Below are 16,620 nucleotides of genomic sequence, written 5' to 3'. Positions count from 1 at the left end.
TATAATTCGAAAGATTTGTCAAGGTGTTATCAGGTTAGTTCCTCTCCTAGCGCGAGATTAAACCTGAAATTAACGAACGTTCCGTGAATGCTGCATGTACAAGTCACCGATTGTCGTCATAATCAAGTCGGCCGCGATTTGGGCGCTCGCCTTGTCCGCTTTCAAGCCGCTCATGTCGATCGGTTGGCCAATGACGACCTTCAGCTTCGAGCGGAACTTATACGTCCCGATAATCGCCACCGGGAGTACCGACGCGTCCGAACGGAGCGCGAAGAACCCGACGCCGGCTTGGGCTTTGCCGAGCGTACCGTCTTTTGACCGCGTTCCTTCCGGGAAAATCGAGATGACCTCGTCTTCCTTCAATTTTTGCAAGACGACTCGGAGTGCTTGTCGGTCTCCTTCCCCGCGTGACACAGGAATCTGTCCAGCCCGATTCAAAATGTGTTTCAATACCGGCACGTCGAACAACTCTTTTTTCGCGAAGAAACGAAGCTGGCGCTGTTTCGGCATCGCCCCGGCGAGCATGACCGGGTCCCAGTTCGATTGATGGTTCGAACAGACGATCATCGAACCGTCGAGCGGGACGTTTTCGCGCCCAATATACTCGACGCGGAAGCTCAATCTGCGGATGATATTGACGACACCTACCGCAAGACGATACATGCCGAACGGTCCATTGTTGAGCGGTTTCATCGTTCAATCACCTGCTTCATCAAGTGCTCGATCGCCTCGACGACGCCGTCAATCGACAGCTCGGTCGTATCGAGATAATGCGCATCGTCGGCCTGACGAAGCGGGGCGACCTCACGCTCGGAATCGCGTTTGTCGCGCAAGGCGATCTCGAGCTGTAATTGTTCGAGGTCGCTCGGCAATCCTTTCGATACGTTCTCTTCGTGGCGGCGGCGGGCCCGTTCTTCGACCGTCGCCGTCATGAACACTTTCAAGTCGGCGCCTGGTAAGACGTGCGTGCCGATATCGCGGCCGTCCATGACGATTCCGCCTTTACTGGCGAGGTCACGCTGTAAATCCATAAGGGCATCCCTTACTTCCGGCTGGCGTGCGACGAAGCTGACGTTGTTCGTCACTTCGCTCGTCCGGATGACATCGGTCACTTCTTCCGTGCCATCGTACACGCGTTGACCGTTTTCCGACGGGACGAGACGTAAATCCATCTTGTCGATCATCTCGGCGAGCATCGGACCGTCTTCGAGACCGACGCCGTCTTGAAGCGCGCGATACGTGACGGCGCGATAAATCGCACCCGTATCGATATAGACGTACCCTAGTTTTTTAGCGAGCGTTTTCGCGATCGTGCTCTTGCCGGCCCCAGCCGGTCCATCTAATGCAATTTGTAATGGTTTATTCATAAAAATTGGGTATCGGCTCATCCCGATACCCGCCTCCTCTCGGTCATTTGTTCCGAGAACATCATACCAGTTTTTTAGCGTGAAGAAAATACGGAGCCGGTCCGTTTTCTCGCTTCGAGCTGGGCTCGGAAGCAATAACGTAAAATCGTCTCCTGGTCCCGGTGTGATAACTCTTCAAAGCAAAGCGACAACTCTTGTTTGGCCGTCTGTTCATGGATGCGGACGAGGCGGCTCTTGACGCGGAACGTTTGCGGAATACCTCGGTCGTCATTGATATGGAACGAGACGATCATCGCCTCGTCGACAGCGACCGGGGCTCGATTGGCGATGATGCGCATTCCCCCGGCCGAGACGTCGAGTGATGTCGACTCGAACGATGGGAACGCTTGGCCGTCTTCCGCAGACACGGTCACGTGAATCATCTCTGGCACCCGTAAATATTCACGGCGCTGGACTCGTTTGATTTTCTTCTCATCCGGCACTGGGAACGCATAGCGAAGCGTCAACTGCGCATCGCTCACGCGTCTCGACACGACGGTATCAAAGGCGTACAGTTGCTCTTCTCCTTTAAAGAAATAAACACGCATCGATTCGTCTTCGTGCAAGAAGAACGTCTTTAACGTATCCGTTTCACTCGGGGACTCGATCCAGACGACTTGATCGTTAATGGCTGCGATCTTCGTCTTTCCTTCTTTTCTCCCTTCGACTTCCACCCGTAACTCTTGACCTACTTTTAACATGAAACGATTCCCCTTTATTCTATTTATATTGGCGATGATTGGAACGATTGGCGGTACGGACGAGCAATAAGGCGACCATCCATAAGACGACGATATAGACGACAGCCGGAACTTTGTTCATCGGTTCGACGAGCAAGATATAGTCGAACATCCCATGCAACAGCGTGGCCGCCATGACGGCGGTGAACAACCAAAACCGCTCGTGGTTGGAATGTTTGGCCCGGCCGAGACAAAACCCCATGACGACGGCGAACAGCGCGTGGCCGCTCACCGGCAGCACGGCGCGCCAGATCGCGATTTCGATTGAGTCGTACACCCATAAATATAGAAAATTCTCTAACGTGGCAAAGCCGAGTGAACAGGCGACCGCATAGAGAATCCCGTCGTAGTAATCATCAAAGACTTTATGTATGTATATTGTATAATAAATCATGAACCACTTAAAAAACTCTTCTAATAGCGCGGTGGCCACGAACGCCTTCCAAAACGGGCCCACGAGCACCCCTTCTTCCACGAACGCATACTGGACGAACATGATCGGAAAGACGAGAATGGCCCCGGCGACGAACGACCGGATCACATAGCCGAGCGGTTCCGCTTCTAGTTCATGCCGGAGATAGAAGTAGGAAAGAAGGGCGAACCCTGGCGCAACCGCAGACAAGGCGATTGCAATCATGATGCATCTCTCCTTTCTCACGTTAAGCATACACTGAAATAGAGGAAAGAAAAAGTAGGTCACGCCTAGAAATTGGAAGAAACGAACAAAAAAGTTGGAGGTCTGTTATGAATCATTTATTACTCATCCACACCGGCGGCACAATCGCCATGTCCCAATCGGGGTCGGGACATGTCATGCCGAGCGAGGTCAATCCAATTGATGCGACGTTGCCGAAAGCGACGGATATCGCCAACATCACGACGAAGCACTTTTCAAATATCCCGTCACCGCATATGACGCCTGAAAAAATGCTCGAGCTCGCCCAATTCATCAATCAACAGTTGACGCAAGACACATATGACGGGGTCGTCATCACCCACGGGACCGATACGCTCGAAGAGACGGCGTATTTCTTACAAATCACGCTCGGCGCCCCGGTTCCGATCGTCTTGACGGGGGCGATGCGCTCGTCGAACGAGGTCGGCTCCGACGGCGAATTCAATCTCATCACGGCGCTTCGGGTCGCCCAAAGTGATGTCGCGCGAGGCAAAGGCGTGCTCGTCGTCTTCAACGGTGAGATTCATTCCGCCTTCAACGTCACGAAGACGCATACGTCCTCGGTCGACACGTTCAAATCGGTCCACTTCGGAAACGTCGGCATGGTGACGAAAGACCATGTCCTCATCTATAGTCAGCCGACGACGAAGCAACCGAAGATGATTTCGACGATCACGAAACGGGTCGCGGTGCTGAAAGTCGTTGCCGGGATGGACCCAGATTTGATTGAGGCGGTACTCGCGCTCGGTTATGACGGGCTCGTCCTCGAGGTGCTCGGTCAAGGTAACGTCCCGCCGTCAATCGTTCCGGCGCTCGAACTGCTCGTCGAACGCATGCCGGTCGTCATCGTCAGCCGTTGCTTCAACGGGATCGTGCAAGACGTGTACGGCTACGTCGGCGGTGGCCAGCAGCTCAAAGAGATGGGCATCATCTTCTCGAACGGGTTGAACTCACAAAAAGCGAGACTGCGTCTCCTCGTCGAACTCGAGTCTGGGTCGTCGCAAGCGGTCATGGAGCACAGCTTTAGTTTCCAACAATGAGTTGGCGACTTGCCAACCGTTTCGTCCTTCCATACAATGAGGGATGAGGTGATTTCATTGAATAAACACGCTATCGTCGTCGGCGCCGGACCATGTGGGCTGTCGGCTGCGATTGAATTGAAACGCATCGGCATCTCGTGCACGATTATCGAGCGCGGCAATATCGTCGATGCCATCTATCGGTATCCGACCCATCAGACGTTCTTCTCGTCTGCTAGTTTGCTTGAAATCGGGGATATCCCGTTCATCTGTAAAGATTTGAAACCACGACGGCAAGACGCGCTCGTCTATTATCGGGAAGTCGTCAGCCGGACCGGGCTCGATGTCCATCCGTTCGAGACGGTCGAAGCGGTCGAGCGGACCGAGGACGGTTTCGTCGTTCGGTCCCGACACGACCGGGACGGTGCCAAAGAGCGTCAGGCCGACTACGTCATCTTGGCGACCGGCTACTACGGACGCCCTCGTCGACTTGACGTGCCTGGTGAAGAGCTTCCCCACGTCGCCCATTACTTCAAAGAGGCGCATCCGTTCTATCGGCAGCGCGTCACGGTCATCGGCGGGAAAAACTCCGCCGTCGACGCGGCCATCGAGCTCGAGAAGGCCGGCGCCCATGTCACGGTGCTCTATCGCGGGGACGGTTACAGTCCGTCCGTCAAACCGTGGGTACTGCCGACGTTCGACTCGCTCGTCCGTCACGACAAGGTGCGACTCGAGCTCGAAGCGGAGATCGTTCGGATCGAACCGCATCATGTCGTCTATCGTCAGCATGGTGAAGAACATCGACTCGAGACCGACCACGTCCTCGCCATGACGGGCTACTTGCCCGACCATGGGCTGTTCGCCGATGCCGGGGTCCAAGTCGATGAAGAGACCGGTGTGCCGGCGTTTGACGAGACGACTTACGAGACGAACGTCGACGGCTTGTTCATCGCCGGTGTCGTCGCTGCCGGAAACGATGCCAATAAGATTTTTATCGAGAACGGACGTTTCCATGGCCAAGCGATCGCCGAGACGCTTCGGGAGCGCAACGGTGTCACAATATAAATAAAGAGAGGGAGGACCTGGTTTCAGGTCTTCCCTCTCTTTTGTTATACCCAACCGCGGAAGCGCGACGCTTCTGCCATCTTGCGCACACCGACCATATAGGCGGCGAGACGCATGTCGACCTTACGGGCCGACGAGGTATTGTATACCGTATTGAACGAGTGGACGAGCACTTTCTCAAGCTTTTCTTCCACTTCCTCTTCCGTCCAATAGTAACCTTGATTGTTTTGAACCCATTCGAAGTATGAGACCGTCACCCCACCGCTCGAAGCGAGCACGTCTGGGACAAGCAGGATGCCACGTTCCGTCAAGATGCGGGTCGCTTCGTTCGTTGTCGGTCCGTTCGCGGCCTCGACGACGATGGACGCTTTGATGTTGTCGGCATTGTCCTCGGTGATTTGGTTCTCGATCGCGGCCGGGACCAAAATGTCGCAGTCGAGTTCGAGCATCTCTTTGTTCGAGATCGTGTTCTTGAACAAGGTCGAGATCGTCCCGAACGAGTCACGACGGTCGAGCAGGTACGGGATGTCGAGACCGTTCTCGTCATGGATGGCTCCGTACGCATCGCTGACGGCGATGACTTTCGCTCCGGCGTCATGCATGAACTTCGACAAGAAGCTACCAGCGTTGCCGAATCCTTGGACGACGACGCGGGCGCCTTTTAACTCGATCCCGCGACGAAGCGCCGCTTCTCGAATCATGATGGCGACACCTTTTGCCGTCGCCGTCTCGCGACCGTGCGAGCCACCGAGCACGAGCGGCTTCCCGGTAATGAATCCTGGTGAGTTGAATTCATCGATCCGGCTATACTCGTCCATCATCCATGCCATGATTTGCGAGTTCGTGAACACATCCGGTGCCGGGATGTCTTTCGTCGGTCCGACGATTTGACTGATGGCCCGAACGTAACCACGGCTCAACCGCTCAATTTCACGGAAACTCATCTCACGCGGATCACAAACGATTCCACCTTTACCGCCGCCATATGGAAGGTCGACGATGCCGGCTTTCAAGCTCATCCAGACCGACAACGCCTTCACTTCGACCTCGGTCACGCTCGGATGGAATCGGATTCCACCTTTCGTCGGTCCGACGGCATCGTTATGTTGCGCACGATATCCTGTGAAAATCTTGGTCGATCCATCATCCATCCGTACCGGGATGCGGACGGTCAACATCCGAAGCGGCTCTTTCAAGAGCTCGTACATCTCTTCTGGATACCCGAGTTTATCGAGCGCCTCGTGTATCACTTCTTGTGTCGATTCAAGGATGTTTTTTCGTTTTTGATGACCTTTTTCTTGATCCGTAATCATGAAGGTTTCCTCCCCTAAATTGTCGATTCTCCCCCAAGAATCAACCTCGTATTCGTTTAAAAGTATATCTGATACGCGCCCAATTTGAAAGGCTTTTACAAAAATAATGAAAGCGTTTTCTAAAACGAAAAAAGAAGGGGGTGCCCCTTCTTACTTTTCAAGTGCGAGTGCGATGAATCGCTCTAACAGTTCACCGTACGAGATGCCGACGGCGCGGGCGCTGTCCGGGAACAGGCTGAGCGGCGTCATGCCAGGCAGTGTGTTCGTCTCTAAAATATAGGCGAGCCCGTCTTCTGACACGAGGAAGTCTGAGCGGGAATATCCGCTGCAGCCGAGGGCACGGTGCGCTTGAATCGCGGCCGCCTGAACTTCTTCGGTCAACGCAGCCGGCAACTCGGCCGGACAGACGTGAATCGATCCACCTTCTGAATACTTCGACTCATAGTCATAAAACTCGTTTTTCGGGATAATCTCGATGACCGGGAGCGCGGCTTCGGCGCCATGGTTTCCGAGTACAGGTACCGTCAATTCACGGCCTTTAATATATTGTTCGACCAAGACGGCCGTATCGCAGGCGAACGCTTTGTCGATTCCTTCACGGAGCATCGTTTCGTCCATCGCGATTGTCAATCCGTTCGAAGACCCTTCTTGGGCCGGTTTGACGACACATGGGAATTCACCGCCCCACTCGACGATTTTCGCGTCGATATCGTCCCCTGTCTCGATGAGGACGTCACGGGCGATTCGGATGCCGGCAGCGGCGAAGATGATTTTCGCACGGGCTTTGTCCATCGCGAGCGCGGACGCCAACACACCAGACCCCGTGTACGGCAAGCCCGCCATCTCCAAGAGCGACTGCACGCGTCCGTCTTCACCGTACTTGCCATGCAAGGCGCTGACGACGACGTCGGCTTGAAGCGTCAACAGCTCATTGGCCCGGTCCGGGTGAAAATCAATCGCCACGACGTCGTGACCCCGTTCTTCGAGCGCTTCAATCATTCCTTTACCACTCGTGAGCGACACTTCCCGCTCACCTGATACACCACCATATAATACCGCGACTTTCATCAAATCTCTCCTTCAGCTAGCTACTCCAAAATTCAAGTTTTATCATACCATGTGTCGGCCGAAAACAATAGAAACAGAACGGTAAAAAGCCGTACTTACGCGAACGTATCGTACAGCTGTTTCACGGCCTGTTCAGTTTGAATCGTCTTCCCGTACTCCATCATGACGTACGGACTGACGGTCGTCGTCCGACCGTACTCCGACAAGATGGCGGCCAGTCGTTCTTCCACGTCTGGTTTGAGCACCTCGACAAAGTGCAGATAGTATCGTCCCTCGTAATGATAGAACGCCCCGCCCTGCTCGGTGTCTCGCATATGTGGGAACAAGCGAATCGAGGCGTTGATGACGTCCTCGATATCGTCAAATTGATAAATCAAATGATGAATCACGTCGATGGTGAGCCGAATCTCGACTTGCTCTTGATCCGATTCCGCTACGGGCGCATCGACTTTCTGGACGTCGATGACGAGCCCGTCACGGGGAAACATCGTCACGTTCAAGTCGACGGTCCCTTGCGGCATGAAGCCAAATTCCGCTTCCGCCGTCTCAAGCAATTCCCGCCACAGGTCTTGACCGCTCTCCCCCACGATGGTATCGATGGCGATGCCTCGAGTGGATAGGTCGCTCGCGGTCAAATATACCCTTAAATGTTCTTTTGTTTGCTTTTCAAATCTCAAACGAAAACCTCCAAAGAATAATCAATCCTACTTTATAAGCTACTCCCGTTTGTTCGAGCTGTCAAATAGTTGACAACCACTCGGTCCACGCCTCGGGCGTGTCCCCGAGGAAGGCCGATCCGAATTCGGACGCTTGAAGGCTGACCGCGTAACCACCGGCCCCGATGACGAGGTTCGGGTGGTCGGCTTGGATGAACTGCATCGCGTCTTTCAGGCCATCGAGATGTTCCGTCAACGTACATGAGAAAATCAGACACTTGGCATCGATATCGTGCAACGCCTCGTTCAAATCCTCTTTCGGGAATCCCGCACCGAGGAAAATCACGTCATAACCGTATTGGCGTAAGTAAAGCGTCACGAACAAGAGCCCGATTTCGTGCATCTCGCCCGGGGCACAGACGCAAATGATGCGCGGCAAAAAGGGATTCATCGGCATTTGGAGCGACAACGTCGACAGGCGGGCACGCAAAAAGGCCGTCGCAAAATGTTCATGCGCAATCGTAATCGTCCCATTCTCCCAACGTGTCCCGATTTCCATCAATAACGGACCGATGATATCTGTCGTAACCTTTTCAAAACTAAACGTATTAAAGGCACGATTAATCAAATCGTGCGCCTTACGTTCATCAAATGAAAGTAACGCCTCGAGCAACCCGTCCATGAGCTCCTCGTCATAAAGGCGGGCAGGCTTCGGCTTCGGGGCTTCATGTAGCTGTTGAATCGCTTGGGACACGGTCAATCCTTCCCGTTGTTTTTCAACGACCCATTTTATCTTCTCGACGTCTTGGTCGGAATACAATCGATGACCCGAATCTGTCCGGCTCGGAACGATGAATTGATAGCGTCGTTCCCACGCCCGAATCGTGGTCGGGTTGACTCCGGTGAGTGACGCGACCGTCTTGATGGAGTACTTCGGCACAGCAGCCCCTCCTTTCCTACTAGTTCTTCTCTTTCAGTATAGACCCATCTGTACGGCTTTACCTGTTTTATTGTGCAAATCTTGTGAGAAATTGGTGAGATTGTGCATATTCCCAACCTCGGGCATAAAATCATAAAAAAATACGACGTTCTCGTCGTATTGTTTAGAAAAAGATGTCGTGACGACCTATATATAAAAATACAAGAATAATGGCAAACATCGTCAGTGTCAGCATCATGGCGAGCGGTCGCTTCAGCCAGTTGTCGTTCAATTTCTCTTTTCGCTCATGCTCTTGCCGTTCAGCGCGAGATGGCAACGTGTCCACCACTTTTTCACGAAGTGAGTCCGCTTGGTTCCGATGTCGCAACGTGTGCCCTCCTTTACCTTTTTTATCATTTTACTATGATATCAATCAAAGGAAAAGATACGAGCCAACCGATGTTTCCAATCTGTCACATTTTTAGACACAAGTTGCTCCGACGGCGGGAACACGATTTCGCCGCAGATGTCGCAACAATTGCTTTGCTTGACCGGTTGCTCCGAGAAATAATTTAACAAATAATCGCGCCGACACGTCTTGATGAGGGCATAGTCCATCATCTGTCCGAGTTGACGATACCGGGCCCGCTTTCTATCTTTTACCCAATCCACCGCCTCGGCAAGCGTCCGCTCGGCAAGCATCTGATTCAACAGTCCCCAAACCGGATCTTCCTCGTTCAAGCGCAATAAACGTGGCAACTGGGCCAGGCTCGTGCCATTGTCTCGTTCAAAATAGGCGAGACGGATATCTTTGTCTTTCGGATATTGCTGGTCGATCAAAAACTGTTGAATCCGCTCATCCCCTTCGGCGTATAGCAAGACCGCGAAAGCCGGCTCGCCGTCACGCCCAGCCCGACCAATCTCTTGCATGTACGCCTCGAGCGTGGCCGGGATTTGATAATGAATGACGGAACGGACGTTATCTTTATTGACACCCATCCCGAACGCACTCGTACAAACCATGATGGCGACTTCGTCACGTAAAAATTGTGACTGTACAAGGCGCCGGTCCTCGGTCGACATGCCACCGTGATAAAACAAGGCGTCATCGAGATGGAGGGCGAGCGCTTCGGCCTCACGCCGTGTCGCTGTATAGATGACGGCCGGTTTCGGCACGTCGTGGACGAGTTCGCTCAGACGGCGCATCTTATCTTCTGACCCGAGACGTTCCACGATGAGGCGAATCTCGGGACGGTTCGCCGAGTGGACGAACTGCGCCGGCGAGAAGAGCGCCAGTTTCTCGACAATATCTCGTTTCACCGTCTCCGGTGCGGTCGCCGTGACAGCCATGCACTGCGGACTGCCGAGCTGCTTGCGCAGTTCACCTAGACGCGCATACTCCGGGCGGAACTCATGGCCCCACTGCGAGATACAGTGCGCCTCGTCAACGACGAGCATTTGAATCTTTGTGCGCGCCAGCGCCCGTGTCACATGGGGCACGGCAAGTTGCTCCGGCGATAAATACAAGAAGCGGTACCGTTTCAAATGGTTTAAAATCTCTTGCTTCTCTTCGAGCGTCTCCATCGACGTCAATCGGGCAACCCCACGTTCGCCGCGCTCGCGGATATGGAGCATCTGGTCCTCGATCAGTGACAAGAGCGGCGAGACGATAATCGTCAAGCCGTCGTTCTTGATATAGGACGGGAGTTGGAACGTCAATGACTTCCCGGCCCCGGTCGGCATGATGGCGAGCACGTCTTGTCCATCGGCGACCGCATCGATCACCTCGCGCTGTCCCGGACGGAAACTGTCATAACCGAACACCCGCTTCAACGTCTTCTCAAACAAATGTCTCACCTCGTTTCAATCGTGCGAACACCAATCGGATTTGATAATAACTGATCCCGTCGATTTGTTCAAAAATCGGTTTGAGCGCCCAGCTCGATTCGTCACGCAGTTGCTCGACTTGCTTGATTTGCTCGAGCGGAACAAATTGATCGAGCGGAAATTCGTCTAAATACATCGCCATCTCGACGACGTGGTCTTCAATCGTACTAGTGCGCAACCGCCGCTGTGACTGGACTTGTTGGAACGATCGACCAGCCAAGAACTGTTCATACGACCCTCGCGCCGATAAGGTCATCCGTTCACTCGATAAGCCGTGGGCGAATCCTAACAGTTTCGCATCTCGCGGCAATTTCCACAGGAGCGCATTCCACCCGGCCAAGAAGTAGAGTCGGGCCGTCCGTGCATCGACGTCGAGGAGGGCCGCGATTTGTTCATACGTATACCCGGTCTCGAACGCTCCCGTGAACCTATAAACGACGGCGGTCGCATAAGGGTCGCCGATGTCTTCAAGCGCCGTCTCGAGCTCGTGATGGAAACTTTGAATCAACGGTCGCCATTCGCGTTCGGTCCGCACGATTTGCTTGACCCAACGTTCGGCCAGACGATCGGCCTGGACCGGATAAAACGTCCGCTCATGCTCGAGCGACATGAACGTCTGCACGAACAGGCTGAGCCGTTTCCATGTCATCGTCGTATAGTCCCGGTACTCGCCGCCGAGACGGTCGAACAAGTCGCTGACGGCCTCGGGCGAAGCGAGCATGGACCCGGCTTCGGTCAAGGTAAAACTCGAGCGGTTGAGCCAACCTCGCTTCTCGAACGAGGCGAGCAGTTTCTCATAGTCGTACTTCGTGTAGGGGAACAAGCCAAAAATCGGTTCCAAATCATAAAAAAAGGCATCTTGCAGTGTCGTCGCCGATCGTTTCCCGTTCAACACATGAAACAAACTGCGCTCGCTACGTTCACCTTTCAAGCGTTGGATGGATAGTAATAACACCCCGTCCGCTAAATGAACCATCGTTCCACCTCCTTGTTAAAATTATGCTTCCAAAACGTTATTCGTTTCCTCATTGAAATATTTGGGTATGTAGACTACAATTACTCATAGTCAGTAGAAAATCATTTCTATGCAGAGAGACGAAACGTATGGAGGGTTACAAATGGCAAAATTTACGATTGTTGATAAAGATACATGTATCGCATGTGGTGCCTGCGGAGCAGCTGCCCCAGACATCTTCGACTATGATGACGAAGGCCTCGCGTTCAACTTGATGGACGACAACACGGGTACGATTGAAGTCCCGGATGAGTTGTATGAGGACTTGATGGACGCCTTCGAGGGCTGCCCGACCGACTCAATCAAAGTCGCAGACGAATCATTCGACGGCGACGCACTCAAGTACGAATAAGGGAGACATGTGTGCCATCTCGGCGCACATGTCTTTTTTTAACGTGTCGCTTTGCGGAAACCGGCCTCCCGCGCCTCTTTCTCTGTACAGAACATCTCTTCCGGGATCGTGCGCTCATAGCTCGCCCCGCCCGGAACGTGATAAATCTTCTCTCCGTCCCGATTGATATTCCCTTTAATGTCACATCCATCCGTGTCTCGTTTCGGCTGGGCCGGCTCGGTCGCCTCGTGGTCGAACCCGTTGCCGGTCACATAATCCTCGAGACTCCAAATCCCGAGCAATTCCTGACGCGCGGCCTGTTCGACGTCCCGGAACGCATCGATGTGTTGCGTGTTCGGCGCGTATACATAGGCGACGCGCGCCAGACCGCGACGTAACAATTCCTCGTTCAGCATCGCATCATCGTACCAGACGTAGGCGAGTGTCCGTTGATAGCGATCGTAGCGCCCGACGTCATACTCCAGTGTGATCGTATCCCCTTCTGGTAGCCAACGCTCGACGAATGATTTTGCATCTTCTCCGAACGGTTGTACCGGCAACGTCGGATGACTCGTCTCTGGCGTATCGACGAGCAAGAGGCGAATCGATTCCGTCGCCCCGTTCTCAAACTCGACTTTGAGCGTATCCCCGTCGATGACGCGGTCGAGCGTGACCGTCTCAGTCTTGCCGAGCGGCCGTGCGACTTGTTGCGTGACCGACGCCGACGGAAAGTCGGCCTCGAGTTCGACGAGCGACTCCGGCGGGTCGATTTGTTCAGCGAACCAGTCATCGACTGAGCAGCCTGCGAGCGAGATGCTCAGCACGACGGCAATCAGCAGTTGCCACCATTTTTTCAATTGTCTCACCTCTACACCAGTATAACAAAAAAGGTTGTTTGACTTAAGCGTCAAACAACCTTGGTGAAATGGACATTTGTCCTTTTGGTGATTAGCGTTTCCCTTTAATATATGGGATACCGACCGATTTCGGTGCATCCGCACGTCCGACGACACCCGCGAGGGCAAGAATCGTAAGCGCATACGGTGCAATCAAGAGCAACACTTGCGGCACGTTGCTGATGACCGGCAAGTTACTGCCGATGATCGACAACGCTTGGGCGAAACCGAAGAAGAGACCGGCTCCGAGCGCGCCGAGCGGGTTCCACTTCCCGAAGATCATGGCAGCGATGGCCAAGAAGCCTTGACCGACAATCGTCGTCCCACTGAAGTTCGTCGTGACCGTGACGGCGTAGACCGCACCGGCGAGACCGCCGAACGCACCTGAGAGCATGACGCCCATGAAGCGCATTTTCGTGACGTTGATTCCCATCGTGTCAGCCGCCATCGGGTGTTCCCCGACCGAACGGAGACGAAGGCCGAACGGCGTCTTGAAGATGACGAACCAGACGACGAACGCGAGCGCGATGGCGATGAACGACGTGTACTGGACGTTGATGAAGAACATACGAAGCACCGGGATATCCGATAAAATCGGCACGTTCTCTTTCGCAATCCGAAACTCGATGAAATCGGTTTGTCCTTTGTTGTAGAGGACACGGACGACGAAGATGGCGAGACCGATCGCAAGCATGTTGATCGCGACCCCAAGCACCGTTTGGTCAGCACGCCAAAGGATGGCCGGCACTGCCAAGAAAAGTGAGAAGAGTGCGCCGACGACCATGGCGACCAAGAGCGAGATCCAAGGACTGAGACCACCAAGCCCCATCTCCGTCAACGTGAGCGTCGTGATGATTCCCGTAGCGGCACCGATGACCATGATGCCTTCCAAGGCGATGTTGACGACACCCGAACGTTCACTGAAAATGCCGCCGAGCGCCGCGATGATGAGTGGAGTCGCATAGGCCAACGCGACCGGAACGACGATATAGAGGACTTCTAAGAAGCTCATTTTTTCTCCACTCCTTTCTTACGATTTCCTTTGAATTTGTCAATCACGTAGTTGAACGCATAACCAGACGCCACGAAGATGACGATGGCGGCGATGATGACTTTGACGAGCTCGGACGGAATGTTGGCGCCGAGCTGCATCGCGAGTCCACCGATATTGAGTCCGGCGAACAAGATGGCTGCCAAGACGACACCGATGGCCGTGTTCGCACCGAGAAGGGCGACGGCAATCCCATCGAATCCGACTCCAGTGAACGAAGCACTGAGCGTCATCCCGTTGAACGTACCAAGACCTTCCATCGCTCCAGCGAGTCCAGCGAACATACCCGAGATGACGAACGATAGGATGATGTTGCGATTGACACTCATACCTGCGTATTGCGACGCGTGTTTGTTGAAGCCGACGGCCCGAAGCTCATAGCCGAGCGTCGTCCGTTGCAAGATGTAGTAATAGACGATCGCCGCGAGCACAGCGATGAGGACACCCCAGTGCAAGCGTGAGAACTGCGTCATTTCTTGAAGCCATGGCGACGCGAGCGACGCCGACTCGTTGATTGACTCGGTCCGTTCGTTCGTTACGCCGATGACGCTACGCAAGATCGCGTTCGTCGTGTACAAGGCGATATAGTTCATCATGATTGATGTGATAACTTCATGAACGTGGAACTTGGCTTTCAAAAAACCAGGGACGAACGCCCAGAGCGCTGCCGCGAACATAGCCGCGAGAAGCGCGAGCGGAAGGTGGATGAACATCGGTAAATCAAAGTTAATTCCGACGTAAACGGCTGCCACCCAACCGATTAACACTTGACCTTCGACCCCGATGTTGAAGAGACCGGTCCGGAACGCGAACGCGACCGCTAAACCTGAGAAGATGAGCGGCGCTGCGGCACGAAGTGTTTCTCCGATTGCATATGGGCTTCCGACCATACCTTCGAACAATGACGAGAACCCTTGAATCGGGTCATAACCGCCGATCAGCATGACGATTGCCCCAACGAGAAGTCCCATCAAAATCGACAAGAGCGGGATGAGCAGTCGATTGAATCCTAACTTATTCATACTGTTTCTTCTCCTCTCTTACCGCCGGCCATCAAGAAGCCGAGTTCTTGCTCGGTCGTTTCTTTCGGATCACGAATCCCGACAATCTTACCTTCATATAAGACGGCGACTCGGTCCGCGACGTGTAAAATCTCTTCGAGTTCGAACGAGATTAAGAGGACGGCGCGTCCTTTCTCACGTTCTTTGATGAGCTGTTCATGAATGAACTCGATTGCACCGACGTCAAGTCCACGCGTCGGTTGGGCCGCAATCAACAAGTCAGGTGACCGGTCGACTTCACGGGCGATAATCGCTTTCTGCTGGTTACCACCTGATAAGGCACGGGCTGGCACATCGACCGATGGAGTTCGGACGTCAAACTTCTCAATCAACGCCTTCGCTTTTTCAGCCACAGCTTTATAGTTCATCAAACCACGCTTCGAGAACGGCTCTTTGTAATACGTTTGGAGGACCATGTTGTCCCGAATCGAATAGTCGAGGACGAGTCCGTGTTTATGACGGTCTTGCGGGATATGACCGACGCCAGATTCCGTCACTTTACGTGGCGTGAACCCAGTCACGTCTTTCCCATTCAACAATACTTTTCCAGACTCCGGTTTCTTCAAGCCTGAGATGGCTTCAATCAACTCGGTCTGTCCGTTTCCATCAATCCCGGCGATTCCGAGAATCTCTCCTGAACGAATCTGTAAATCCAAGCCGTCGACGGCTTCAAGCCCGCGACTGTCTTTGACGACGAGTTTTTGCACGTCGAGGACGACTTGCTGTGGATCTGCCTTGGAATATTCCGCATCAAAGTTAACTTCACGCCCGACCATCATTTCAGCCAAACGGTCTTCATTGACCGTCTCATCGATATCGACGGTGCCGATATAACGTCCGCGACGGATAACCGTACAGCGGTCGGCCACTTGCATGATCTCTTTCAGTTTATGCGTGATCAAGATGATCGATTTACCTTCTTCGATCAAACGCTTCATGATTTGAATGAGTTCTTGAATCTCTTGTGGCGTCAATACAGCGGTTGGCTCGTCAAAAATCAAGATTTCAGCGCCGCGATAGAGCGTCTTCAAAATTTCGACACGTTGTTGCATCCCGACCGAGATGTCCTCGATTTTAGCGTCCGGATCAATGCGGAGACCGTATTGTTCCGAGATCTCCATAACTTTTTTACGCGCCGTGGCCCGGTCGACCGTCAATCCACTCTTCGGCTCTGAGCCGAGGATGATGTTCTCGGTCACCGTGAACTTCTCGACGAGCATGAAGTGTTGGTGTACCATACCGATCCCAAGGTCGTTGGCGATGTTCGGATTCTCAATGTTCACTTTCTCCCCACGCACGCGGATCTCCCCGCCTTCCGGCTGATAAAGACCGAACAGGACGTTCATGAGCGTCGATTTTCCGGCACCATTCTCGCCGAGCAACGCATGAATCTCTCCTTTGCGCAATTGGAGGGTGATATTGTCGTTGGCAACGAACGTTCCGAACTCTTTGCGAATATTGAGCATTTCAATTACATATTCCAAGAAAGTCCACCCCTAACTTTAAGTAAAGGGAGA

The 16,620-nt window shown here is 53.5% G+C and carries 18 protein-coding genes; 3 read left to right on the top strand and 15 right to left on the bottom strand.

Going from position 1 to position 16,620, the window contains the following annotated elements:
* Nucleotides 1-69 precede the first annotated feature (69 nt).
* The 4 genes from KNP84_RS07480 to prsW form a co-directional block, all read right to left on the bottom strand.
* A complete protein-coding gene (locus KNP84_RS07480; RefSeq protein ID WP_084158430.1) occupies nucleotides 70-693 on the bottom strand; it encodes a lysophospholipid acyltransferase family protein in 624 nt (207 codons plus the stop codon).
* Nucleotides 690-1,367: a (d)CMP kinase gene (gene cmk, locus KNP84_RS07475; RefSeq protein ID WP_215114544.1), complete on the bottom strand. Its 678-nt coding sequence runs from the start codon at nucleotides 1,365-1,367 to the stop codon at nucleotides 690-692. The genes KNP84_RS07480 and cmk overlap by 4 nt, the downstream gene beginning before the upstream one ends.
* A gap of 74 nt (nucleotides 1,368-1,441) precedes the next feature.
* On the bottom strand, nucleotides 1,442-2,107 hold the full coding sequence (locus tag KNP84_RS07470) for a flagellar brake protein (RefSeq protein WP_029595669.1): 666 nt from the start codon (nucleotides 2,105-2,107) through the stop codon (nucleotides 1,442-1,444).
* A gap of 19 nt (nucleotides 2,108-2,126) precedes the next feature.
* Complete coding sequence (prsW, locus tag KNP84_RS07465; RefSeq protein WP_021067187.1) at nucleotides 2,127-2,783, bottom strand: glutamic-type intramembrane protease PrsW; 657 nt, start codon at nucleotides 2,781-2,783, stop codon at nucleotides 2,127-2,129.
* Between the two features lie 107 nt (nucleotides 2,784-2,890).
* Here prsW and KNP84_RS07460 point away from each other — a divergent pair, with 107 nt between their 5' ends.
* The gene (locus KNP84_RS07460; protein WP_021067186.1) at nucleotides 2,891-3,862 is read left to right on the top strand and encodes an asparaginase; all 972 of its coding nucleotides are present in this window, start codon (nucleotides 2,891-2,893) and stop codon (nucleotides 3,860-3,862) included.
* A gap of 36 nt (nucleotides 3,863-3,898) precedes the next feature.
* Nucleotides 3,899-4,906 (top strand): YpdA family putative bacillithiol disulfide reductase, encoded by a 1,008-nt coding sequence (locus KNP84_RS07455; RefSeq protein WP_215114543.1) that lies wholly within the window; start codon nucleotides 3,899-3,901, stop codon nucleotides 4,904-4,906.
* Nucleotides 4,907-4,950: 44 nt separating this feature from the next.
* Here the strand turns inward: KNP84_RS07455 and KNP84_RS07450 are convergent, their stop codons facing one another.
* From KNP84_RS07450 to KNP84_RS07420, 7 genes are all read right to left on the bottom strand, one after another.
* Nucleotides 4,951-6,219, bottom strand: a complete 1,269-nt coding sequence (locus KNP84_RS07450; RefSeq protein WP_021067184.1) for a Glu/Leu/Phe/Val family dehydrogenase — start codon at nucleotides 6,217-6,219, stop codon at nucleotides 4,951-4,953.
* 150 nt (nucleotides 6,220-6,369) lie between these two features.
* Nucleotides 6,370-7,287 carry a D-alanine--D-alanine ligase gene (locus KNP84_RS07445; protein ID WP_214800846.1) on the bottom strand — a complete coding sequence of 306 codons (918 nt, stop codon included), beginning with the start codon at nucleotides 7,285-7,287 and terminating at the stop codon, nucleotides 6,370-6,372.
* A 95-nt stretch (nucleotides 7,288-7,382) separates the two neighbouring features.
* A complete protein-coding gene (locus KNP84_RS07440) occupies nucleotides 7,383-7,964 on the bottom strand; it encodes an adaptor protein MecA (RefSeq protein WP_021067182.1) in 582 nt (193 codons plus the stop codon).
* 61 nt (nucleotides 7,965-8,025) lie between these two features.
* Nucleotides 8,026-8,883 carry a MerR family transcriptional regulator gene (locus KNP84_RS15370; protein WP_021067181.1) on the bottom strand — a complete coding sequence of 286 codons (858 nt, stop codon included), beginning with the start codon at nucleotides 8,881-8,883 and terminating at the stop codon, nucleotides 8,026-8,028.
* Between the two features lie 163 nt (nucleotides 8,884-9,046).
* Nucleotides 9,047-9,250 (bottom strand): hypothetical protein, encoded by a 204-nt coding sequence (locus KNP84_RS07430; RefSeq protein WP_021067180.1) that lies wholly within the window; start codon nucleotides 9,248-9,250, stop codon nucleotides 9,047-9,049.
* Nucleotides 9,251-9,291: 41 nt separating this feature from the next.
* On the bottom strand, nucleotides 9,292-10,719 hold the full coding sequence (locus tag KNP84_RS07425; protein ID WP_215114542.1) for a RecQ family ATP-dependent DNA helicase: 1,428 nt from the start codon (nucleotides 10,717-10,719) through the stop codon (nucleotides 9,292-9,294).
* Nucleotides 10,703-11,725 (bottom strand): YpbB family protein, encoded by a 1,023-nt coding sequence (locus tag KNP84_RS07420; protein ID WP_021067178.1) that lies wholly within the window; start codon nucleotides 11,723-11,725, stop codon nucleotides 10,703-10,705. The genes KNP84_RS07425 and KNP84_RS07420 overlap by 17 nt, the downstream gene beginning before the upstream one ends.
* Before the next feature lie 142 nt (nucleotides 11,726-11,867).
* Here KNP84_RS07420 and KNP84_RS07415 point away from each other — a divergent pair, with 142 nt between their 5' ends.
* On the top strand, nucleotides 11,868-12,116 hold the full coding sequence (locus KNP84_RS07415) for a ferredoxin (RefSeq protein ID WP_021067177.1): 249 nt from the start codon (nucleotides 11,868-11,870) through the stop codon (nucleotides 12,114-12,116).
* A gap of 38 nt (nucleotides 12,117-12,154) precedes the next feature.
* On the opposite strand, the gene KNP84_RS07410 is transcribed toward KNP84_RS07415, so the two are convergent.
* The 4 genes from KNP84_RS07410 to KNP84_RS07395 form a co-directional block, all read right to left on the bottom strand.
* Nucleotides 12,155-12,961, bottom strand: a complete 807-nt coding sequence (locus KNP84_RS07410; protein ID WP_214800847.1) for a thermonuclease family protein — start codon at nucleotides 12,959-12,961, stop codon at nucleotides 12,155-12,157.
* 82 nt (nucleotides 12,962-13,043) lie between these two features.
* A complete protein-coding gene (locus KNP84_RS07405) occupies nucleotides 13,044-14,003 on the bottom strand; it encodes an ABC transporter permease (protein ID WP_021067175.1) in 960 nt (319 codons plus the stop codon).
* Complete coding sequence (locus KNP84_RS07400; RefSeq protein ID WP_021067174.1) at nucleotides 14,000-15,064, bottom strand: ABC transporter permease; 1,065 nt, start codon at nucleotides 15,062-15,064, stop codon at nucleotides 14,000-14,002. The genes KNP84_RS07405 and KNP84_RS07400 overlap by 4 nt, the downstream gene beginning before the upstream one ends.
* Complete coding sequence (locus tag KNP84_RS07395; protein ID WP_021067173.1) at nucleotides 15,061-16,587, bottom strand: ABC transporter ATP-binding protein; 1,527 nt, start codon at nucleotides 16,585-16,587, stop codon at nucleotides 15,061-15,063. Before KNP84_RS07395 ends, KNP84_RS07400 begins: the two co-directional genes overlap by 4 nt.
* Nucleotides 16,588-16,620 lie beyond the last annotated feature (33 nt).

It is taken from the genome of Exiguobacterium sp. s70 (assembly GCF_018618315.1).
GTDB lineage: Bacteria > Bacillota > Bacilli > Exiguobacteriales > Exiguobacteriaceae > Exiguobacterium > Exiguobacterium chiriqhucha.
The sequence above is the reverse complement of the archived record's forward strand: the minus strand, read 5'-3'. Positions and strand labels throughout refer to the sequence as shown.